This is a genomic window from Nostoc sp. DedSLP04 (assembly GCF_034530775.1).
Taxonomy (GTDB): domain Bacteria; phylum Cyanobacteriota; class Cyanobacteriia; order Cyanobacteriales; family Nostocaceae; genus Nostoc.
Map to the genome: position 1 here is coordinate 106812 of NZ_JAVRCL010000019.1, position 8113 is coordinate 114924.

Below are 8113 nucleotides of genomic sequence, written 5' to 3' on the forward strand. Positions count from 1 at the left end.
AGACGTGATTAATTGCGTCTCTACACTGCATACATCTAAACAGCAAAATACATACATCTTTGAAAGGAGTTTTGTGATGGAGATTACAGAGTCAACGGCACAAGTCCTGACCAATTCCAACTCCGTGCTGAACGATCCAGCTTTTATCCAGGCTTTTTTATCAGTAGCAGCATTTCCTCAAGATCCTGAGCTTGCATGGTATTTCAAGTTAGAAGAAACAATCAGGCATCTGGATGACATGCAAGCTTCTGACCATGTTGAACAGTTGCAGCTTTATCCTGGGATGGCAGAAATGATTTCGCAACGCTATTTGGGGCCTCAGTATAAATTAGAAGACCTCAATCAAGACTGCGCTCCAGGAACTCTAGGTTATGTCTACTATCATCACATGACTGAAAATGGTATTCCTGCTTATGACTATAGCGCTTATGATTCACCTGATGATTTAAACTATATCAAAATACGCAAAATGCAGACTCACGATATCTGGCACGTCATAACTGGCTATAACACAGAAATTTTGGGAGAATTAGCACTCCAGGGTTTTTGTCATGGTCAAGGCCCAACAGTCTATCAAACCTTGTTGATGACAGCTTTGGTTCTGCACTTTGCAACCATTAACACCAAGAATCTAGGCTTGGCTCTAGAGGCGCTATTTGAAGGCTGGCAACGGGGTCGTGCTGCTCATCCCCTTTGGGCTGTGCGCTGGGAAGAAATGTGGCACAGACCTTTAGAAAGTATTCAGGCAGAGTATAATATACTCCCAGGTCAAGTTTTACAACGCGATCGCCTGCCAAATAATAAAATTTTCAGCCTGAAAGTATAACAATAGCAATCTTAAATGATATGCGAGAAAATACTGAGGCAAAAGTACTTAATTATACAAGCATTACAGCTTTTATTCATTCTCCCATATCATTTAAGACTGCTATATATTGATTGGGACATAACTAAAATGGCTTTGTTGAATAAATTCTCAATTGCTTCTGCTGTCAGCATTGTAGCATTTTTAGCTTTAGGAACGCTTGGTACAAATCCAGCCCAAGCTGCCTTATTGAAATTTAGTTTCGAGGGTGAGGGAGTAAACGGTTACTTTACTTACGATGACAGTGCCATAGGAAGCAGTCCCTTTACACCCAATGCTACAGCATATCCTGATGGAGGATATGATTATAAATTTGACTTTGGGGAGAAGGGGGTTTTTGAAGGAAGTGTTGGTAATCTGATTATTTTTTTAGCTCGTGCTGAAGATGGTATTCCATATCCTGACACTGATGATTTTATTTGGGAAGTACGTGCTTTTCAACGACAACCAGCGTCTGAGTTTGCTTTCGTGAGCTATTTTCATTACCCAGAAGATACATTTGGTGGATCTACCGCTATACGGACAACAGTCCCAAGTACTGCAATTCTTGATGTTTATCCAAATGTAGACCCTTCTTCTTCAAGAGGCAACCTGTTGTATACAGGAACTGTCCGAACTCGGATTGAGAAGGTTCCTGAGCCTACATTCTTGCCTGCATTGTTAGGAGTAGGCGCTTGGTTTTTGTTCCGTCGTCAGCACCGACATATTATTACTGAAGAGAATTAATTATAGTAAACCAACTTAGTATATTTAAGTCTTTTTTAGTACTTTATTAAAGTTAGTTTCAGAAACTAATTGGGCAATCAATGTTTTTTAGAGGTAATAAAAATGGCTTTATTGAATAAATTATCGCTTTCGGCTATTTCAAGTGCAGCAGTGTTACTTGCGTCAGTAACATTAAACATAAATACTGCTGAAGCTGCCCTGTTTAAATTTACTTTCGAGGGCGAGGGAGCAAATGGTTACTTTATCTATAATGATTCAGCTAAGAAGCTAGAACCTCTCGGAGAGAACTTTCCTCTTGCTGAGTATGATGGCTCAGTGGAACAATATTCCATTAATGCAGGGGGTGTTGTTACCGAGGGAACAAAAGGATCGCAGCAAGATATACATGATGAGGCCAGAAATATTGTTTATCTTAGCCGTGCTGGTAATTTAGGCTACGATGGTGGCGTTGATGACTTTATTCTTTACGTTCCTCCGGCTGCCAGTGGGCGGCAATACGGTTTGTCAATTCGCTTTAGTTACCCAGAGGGAACCTTTTCAGATTCTGTTGCCATCCGCACGAGCGTATCTGACACCGCTAGACTCAGAGTTTACCCATACTGGGATTTCCCTAATACGACGGGAGACTACACATTTCAAGGAACTGTTAAAACAAAAATCGAACAGATTCCTGAACCTGCATCAGTGTCTGCATTACTGGGAGTGAGTGCTTGGTTTATTTTCCGTCGTCAGCGCCGACAACTATTATCTGCATAAGATTAGTTCACCGAGCTATTAAAAAATTTAATTTGGCAATCAATCTTTTTTAAAGGTAAGAGAAATGGCTCTATTTGATAAATTCTCACTTCCTGTTATTTCAAGTGCAGCAGCATTCCTCGTATCGATAATATTAAATATAGACACTGCTCAAGCAGCTTTGTATCGATTCAGCTTTGAAGGTGAGAGAGTGAACGGTTACTTTACTTACGATGACACTGCCATAGGAACTCCAGATTCACCGAAGTCTACCCTATATTTTGAAGGGGGATATGATTATAAATTTGATTTGGGGGAGAAGGGAGTTTTTCAAGGAACCGTTGGCAATCCGATTGTTTTTTTACCCCGTCAAGAAGATGGTCTTACATCACCTGATACCGACGATTTTATTTGGGAAGTACGCGCTTCTCAACGGCAGCCAGCGTCTGAGTTTGCTTTGCTGAACTATTTTCATTATCCAAAGGGTACATTTGGGGAATCTACCGCCATCCGAACAACAGTTCCAAGTACTGCAATTCTTGATGTCTATCCAAATGCGGACTTTCCTAATTCAATAGGCAATCTACTGTACACAGGAACTGTCCAAACCCGAATTGAAAGGGTTTTTGAACCTGGATTGTTGCCTGCATTGTTAGGGGTAGGCGCTTACTTTATCTTCTGTCGTCGTCAGCGCCAAGGAAAACTAATTGATATCTAAGACTGACGCTGGTTTAGTTAACTTTTAGCCCAATCTAGATTGCTCCTCTTTCATCACCTTTGGTTAAACTTTCTATTGTTAAACAATCGTTATATCTAAAGAATGAAAGAGGGTTACAAATAGGTTTATTGTTTTTTAACTCTTTAATCTCAATAATCTCTCTAGAATTTTGTCAGAATATATCATCTATACCTGATATATATCGGATCAAAACTATAATAGGCGATCGCACTCTTCAAAGCAGCACATAGCTATTGGTATTAAGAAATAGCAAAAATCAATAAAAATTAGACTAAAAATCTGAAAAAAGTTCCAATTATTTTGGGTTGAAAGAGTAGCTAACTAAAACTTTGTGTTGAGACAAAAATTAAGTCTTTAAGGGTTAAATCAACATGGATAAGTTCACATTGCTTACACATACATACCAACAAAATCACATATCAGCGTCACTTGGAGAATGGCGGGTGCGAGGACTCCGGGGTGCAACTACAGTTAGCCAAAACTCAGCACAAGCGATCGCTGAGGCTGTAGATGAGTTATTGAATGCTTTAGAAGCAAACAATCCTTTAGATCCTGCTGAAATCGTTAGTGTCACCTTTTCAGCAACTCCTGATTTAGATGCAATGTTTCCAGCAGCGGTGGCACGTCAACGTCCGGGTTGGGATCGAGTTCCTCTATTGGATGTCCAGCAAATGCAGGTAAACGGTAGCCTGAAATGCTGTATTCGGGTGCTAATTCACTTTAATACCCCTATGGCTCAAAATGCATTACGCCCGATCTATTTGCGTGGCGCTGCACAGTTACGCCCGGATATAGCGAGATGCAGTTAAGCGTAAGCGTAGACTGTCGCAGACATCGCTATCTCTGAAAAAATAATCATCTATTGAAGAGGTCTTATGCTTCCAGAAAAGCTGAAACAAATTGACCAACAACTCATTGATTCACTAGGTAAAAGAATTGCAGTTTTAGCTGAATCACAATCTATATCTTTAGAAGAACAAATTACTAATTTTGCATTCTCCTTAGTGGAGGCTGGTGTTCCAGAGTCAATGTGGAAAAACCTGGTTACAGGTTGTACCTCTGCTGCTAATGCATTTTCGCCTCCAGCAAATACCAAACCACGACGGGTTACTCTAGTTGGTGGACGCGGTATGATGGGGTACTTTTTTCAGCAGAAATTATCAGCCACCGGCCACTACATCAGTATTCTCGACCAGGGGGACTGGGAACAAGCAGAATCACTACTAAAAAAAGCAGATTTAGTTTTAGTTTGTGTTCCTATTGAATATACAATAGATGTGATACATAAACTTGCTAAATACCTCTCTCCAACTACTGCTTTAGCTGATATTGCTAGTATTAAAACTCCAATATTACAGACTATGCTTGAGCAGCATAGTGGGCCTGTAATGAGCTTACATCCAATGTTTGACCCAGGGATAAAATCCTTCTTGTGCCAAAAGGTGGTAGTCTGTTCTGGTCGTGGAGACGATGCATTTCAATGGCTTTTGGATTTAATTGAACATGATGGTGGTAAACTGATTGTGTCAACACCAGAAGAACACGATGAAATGATGATTGCTGTTCAAGCAATCCGTAATTTTACAACGTTTAGTCTTGGTGTTTTCCTAGCAGAACAAAACATTGACATCCATCGTAGCTTAGATTTTTCTAGCCCAATTTTTCGTCTAGAAATGGACATAGTTGGCCGCTTGTTCAGTCAGTCTGCACCTCTGGTAGTAGATATTATGCTTGCGACATCAGAGCGTCGAGAAGCTATTGGGCAGCTAGCGATCGCTTATAATCGGTTGGCGCAATTAGTTATTCAAAACGATCGAGATAGTTTAATTCAGGAGTTCAAAGCAACCCATAGCTTTTTGGCAGAAGAAATGCACTCTGCTGTAGAAGAAAGTACTTATGTAATTGACTCCTTGAGTACACTCTTAGCAGCTAAAGATGTCGAACAAAAACAACTATGTTTTAGTAAACATACGATGCCTTCTGTACGAGAGGCTTCTCTTTCAGAGACGCTAACGCGAACGCCAACGGCGGGCGTAGCGATCGCTAATCAACCTATAGCACCACGAGCCGAGGTTCTTTCTCATGGAAGAACTATTGAATCCAAAGGGTAGAGCGCATTCGCGCAGCATCTCGTAAGAGTTGGACACAAAGAAATCAGAGTTTCAAAGAGTTCTTGCGTAAGTCCAATTCCTTGTAGACTCAATGCTAATTTTTACAACCAAAATCAAAAATGTTAACTAGAAAGCAATTTTTAACGATGAGTGCAGGTTTAGGAGCCGGAGTTCTGCTCCCCGAACTACTTAAAGGAAAGAGAACCTATGCAGCCTCGCCCTCACTTTCAAAATTTACCGAGTCTCTGCCCATTTCATACCCAATTTCACCGCCTAGTACCTTAGATATTGCACCAGGTACACACTCGTTCCATAGCAGCTTAGGATCTTCTACCACCTGGGGTTACGGCGGATTGTCTTATCTTGGCCCCACTTTCGAGGTAGCAAGGGGAACGCCCGTTAGGATTCAGGCATTCAATAAACTTGGCACTCATCCATTAGCTGGGTCAGTAGATACAAACTTGCATGGTGTCAATGCATCCGACATAACTAATCCCCGAACAATTATACACTTACACGGCAGCAATACCGAACCTGAGAGCGACGGTTATCCAGAAGATACATATCTGCCTGGACAGAGCAATGTGTACAACTACAACAACAATCAAGAGGCAGGAACACTCTGGTATCATGACCATTCCCTTGGCATGACCGCTTTGAACCTCCAAGCCGGTTTAGCTGGAATGTATCTGATTAGGGATGATGACGATCCCATTGGTGGCAATGGCCCCCTTGGTATCCCTGCTGGAGCGCCTTATGAAATACCGTTGGTGCTGCAAGATCATTCCTTCGATTCCAATGGTTCGATGTCCTTTCCAGCGACATGGAAAACTGAGTTTTACGCTGATGTTGCTGTCGTCAACGGCAAGGCTTGGCCAAACCTCAATGTTGACCGAACTTTGTACCGCTTCCGCATCGTCAACGCCTCAAACTCCCGATTCTTCAGATTAAAGCTGTCGTCAAATCAGCAACTAATTCAAATTGGCAGTGACGGAGGATTCCTAAACGCTCCAGTATATTTGTCTAAGCTACTGCTAGGGCCTGGTGAACGAGCAGACGTACTCATCGATTTTTCTCAAAGCCTGCCAGGAGACAAGATTGTATTGCAAAACGACGCTGCTGCACCGTATCCCAAAGGTTTAGCTACGGTAATTGCTCAGGGTTTCTTTAAAATGCCAGAAGTTATGCAGTTTACAGTGAATCAGGGTGCTGCCGTTCCTAAAGCTATTCCCACAAGGCTGCGAGTAAACAATCCATTAATCACAAAAATTGCTACGAAACCAGTCAAAGAGCGCAACCTGGTTCTAATAGATATTTTGGACTCTAATTTTAAAGTCTTAGCCATGATACTCAACGCCGTTTACTGGCATGAGGCAGCCAACCACCCAGAATTGAGAGAGCAACCACAAGTAGACACAGTAGAGCAGTGGAACTTTATCAATCTTCAGCCATTTGCTCACACAATGCATTTGCATCTAGTACCATTTCAAATCCTCAACCGTCAATCAATCAATGATACTGCGTATTCAGCAGCATACAGGGCTACTGGGCCGCGTAAAGTACTCATGCACAACGCACCTGGTGGGGATACAGTCCCATACGGTTATCCACCACTCGACCCTACTCCCTATTTAAAAGGTTCAGCAAAACCGCCAGCAGCGAACGAGGCTGGTTGGAAAGATACTGTAGTAGTCAATCCGTTTGAGGTGGTTCGTGTGATAGTTCCTTTTGGTGCTAAAGCCGCAGCAAATTTACCTTTTGGCAATTCATTCACTGGACGATTTGTGTGGCACTGCCACATGCTGAATCACGAGGATAACGACATGATGCTACCTTTTGACGTTCTACCGTAGCTTCGTATGTGTTGAGAAGAGAATCAAAGATGGGGTTCTTTAAGAATAAGTCATTAACCAAAGACGATCTTAATAGTGATTTGAAATAAAAAGAAAAATAGAATGAATTTTGACAAAAAACTTGCAGTTACTTTTACTGGTACGATCTGTTTTCTAACGGCTATGATGCCTCCTGTTTCGGCTGCCATGTTTAATTTTTACTACTCTGGTACAAGTGTACTGAACCCAAATGACAATGTTATAGCCAGTGGAACATTAACAACTAGCCCTTACCATTCCGCCACAAATAGTTATGAGATTATAGATATTACAGGCACTAGAAATAGCGATCCAATAGAATCTTTATTACCTCCAGGTTCATTTCTTGACAATGACAATCTCTTACTAGTTGATTCTCCAGCATTGAGTGAATTTGGATTTGCTTTCACCGCAGGAAAAGTGTCATATAATGTTTTTAACACTTATGACTATTTAGAAGTTGGATATCAAGGTTCCTATACAGGTTATCCCCTCAGTTCTTTTTCTATAACACCTATACCTGAGTCTTCTTTAATGTTGGGAATACTAAGTGTAACTGTTTTAGTAGCTATCAACAAAATAAACGGTAGGCTCAGTCTTAAAAAACTCAATCATTCCAATGGAGGCATTGCTAATTAACAGATATTTTTAAAAGTTGATCGCCGGGATTTTAATTACTTTTAGATTCCCTCTAACCTCCTATCAAAGCTTACGGACTACACACAAATAATTTAATTACCCCAAATCCCGTTTTTAGTTGCACGTCAAGGCTAAAACAGTGTATTAGAAAAAAGCAGAACGCATTAATTTATCTCAATTTTATCAAAAATCTATTACAACATTTTAGCCTTGTCAGCCTAATTCATAATAGGGATTTTAGGTAATTACAATTGTTATTCGCAAATCTCTCAGAATACTTTTTAGTCGTCGTTGATACTCTAGTTCACCTGAGTTTGATATAAAAAATTAGCTTGAAAATCTTGTCTGATAAGCTTTCAGACCAAATGATATAGCTGACTTTTCCCGTTAAGTCTTGAAAAGCTTGCTCACAAAGGATTTAGGAAAC

8 protein-coding genes are annotated in these 8113 nt (G+C 40.8%); all 8 read left to right on the top strand.

Annotation, left to right across the window (positions count from 1 at the left end; all coding sequences use genetic code 11):
* Nucleotides 1-76 precede the first annotated feature (76 nt).
* The 8 genes from RMX89_RS13485 (at nt 77) to RMX89_RS13520 (ending at nt 7686) form a co-directional block, all read left to right on the top strand.
* The gene (locus tag RMX89_RS13485) at nt 77-826 is read left to right on the top strand and encodes a Coq4 family protein (RefSeq protein WP_322689286.1); all 750 of its coding nucleotides are present in this window, start codon (nt 77-79) and stop codon (nt 824-826) included.
* Between the two features lie 129 nt (nt 827-955).
* Nucleotides 956-1591: a PEP-CTERM sorting domain-containing protein gene (locus tag RMX89_RS13490; protein WP_322689287.1), complete on the top strand. Its 636-nt coding sequence runs from the start codon at nt 956-958 to the stop codon at nt 1589-1591.
* A 102-nt stretch (nt 1592-1693) separates the two neighbouring features.
* Nucleotides 1694-2347, top strand: coding sequence for a PEP-CTERM sorting domain-containing protein (locus RMX89_RS13495; RefSeq protein ID WP_322689288.1), 654 nt, complete (start codon nt 1694-1696; stop codon nt 2345-2347).
* A 64-nt stretch (nt 2348-2411) separates the two neighbouring features.
* Nucleotides 2412-3044, top strand: coding sequence for a hypothetical protein (locus RMX89_RS13500; RefSeq protein WP_322689289.1), 633 nt, complete (start codon nt 2412-2414; stop codon nt 3042-3044).
* 392 nt (nt 3045-3436) lie between these two features.
* Nucleotides 3437-3874, top strand: coding sequence for a chorismate mutase (gene aroH, locus RMX89_RS13505; protein WP_322689290.1), 438 nt, complete (start codon nt 3437-3439; stop codon nt 3872-3874).
* A 66-nt stretch (nt 3875-3940) separates the two neighbouring features.
* Nucleotides 3941-5176 (top strand): bifunctional chorismate mutase/prephenate dehydrogenase, encoded by a 1236-nt coding sequence (tyrA, locus tag RMX89_RS13510; RefSeq protein WP_322689291.1) that lies wholly within the window; start codon nt 3941-3943, stop codon nt 5174-5176.
* A gap of 119 nt (nt 5177-5295) precedes the next feature.
* The gene (locus tag RMX89_RS13515) at nt 5296-7029 is read left to right on the top strand and encodes a multicopper oxidase family protein (RefSeq protein WP_322689292.1); all 1734 of its coding nucleotides are present in this window, start codon (nt 5296-5298) and stop codon (nt 7027-7029) included.
* Nucleotides 7030-7131: 102 nt separating this feature from the next.
* Nucleotides 7132-7686 carry a hypothetical protein gene (locus RMX89_RS13520; protein ID WP_322689293.1) on the top strand — a complete coding sequence of 185 codons (555 nt, stop codon included), beginning with the start codon at nt 7132-7134 and terminating at the stop codon, nt 7684-7686.
* The last annotated feature ends 427 nt before the right edge of the window (nt 7687-8113 follow it).

Bases quoted from the DNA above. Each gene is read 5' to 3' on its own strand.
- tyrA (WP_322689291.1), top strand. From the start codon at position 3,941: ATGCTTCCAGAAAAGCTGAAACAAATTGACCAACAACTCATTGATTCA.
- RMX89_RS13520 (WP_322689293.1), top strand. From the start codon at position 7,132: ATGAATTTTGACAAAAAACTTGCAGTTACTTTTACTGGTACGATCTGT.
- RMX89_RS13515 (WP_322689292.1), top strand. From the start codon at position 5,296: ATGTTAACTAGAAAGCAATTTTTAACGATGAGTGCAGGTTTAGGAGCC.
- RMX89_RS13485 (WP_322689286.1), top strand. From the start codon at position 77: ATGGAGATTACAGAGTCAACGGCACAAGTCCTGACCAATTCCAACTCC.
- aroH (WP_322689290.1), top strand. From the start codon at position 3,437: ATGGATAAGTTCACATTGCTTACACATACATACCAACAAAATCACATA.
- RMX89_RS13495 (WP_322689288.1), top strand. From the start codon at position 1,694: ATGGCTTTATTGAATAAATTATCGCTTTCGGCTATTTCAAGTGCAGCA.
- RMX89_RS13490 (WP_322689287.1), top strand. From the start codon at position 956: ATGGCTTTGTTGAATAAATTCTCAATTGCTTCTGCTGTCAGCATTGTA.
- RMX89_RS13500 (WP_322689289.1), top strand. From the start codon at position 2,412: ATGGCTCTATTTGATAAATTCTCACTTCCTGTTATTTCAAGTGCAGCA.